This is a genomic window from Secundilactobacillus angelensis (assembly GCF_012641075.1).
GTDB lineage: Bacteria > Bacillota > Bacilli > Lactobacillales > Lactobacillaceae > Secundilactobacillus > Secundilactobacillus angelensis.
The window spans coordinates 1-256 of record NZ_JAAXLJ010000118.1 but is presented as its reverse complement, the minus strand read 5'-3'; the positions used below and the strand labels follow the sequence as shown (position 1 = coordinate 256).

The following is a 256-nucleotide window of genomic DNA, read 5'->3' as shown; positions in this document are numbered from 1 at the left end:
CCAATAAAAGATGGATGGGAGTGGATTCGAACCACCGAACCCGAAGGAGCGGATTTACAGTCCGCCGCGTTTAGCCAGACTTCGCTACCCATCCATAATATTAAACAACATCAATAACTATACAGCATTCTGTATATCCAGTCAACACAAACTTGGTTGATTGGGCTAGCTGGGTTCGAACCAGCGCATCACGGGATCAAAACCCGTTGCCTTACCACTTGGCTATAGCCCAATAAAAGATGGATGGGAGTGGATT

Annotated in this window: 2 tRNA genes; both read right to left on the bottom strand. The window is 46.5% G+C overall.

The window, feature by feature from the left end:
- Positions 1–11 precede the first annotated feature (11 nt).
- A tRNA-Tyr gene (locus HC026_RS12620) sits at positions 12–94 on the bottom strand.
- Between the two features lie 66 nt (positions 95–160).
- Positions 161–232 (bottom strand) — tRNA-Gln (locus HC026_RS12615).
- Positions 233–256: the final 24 nt, after the last annotated feature.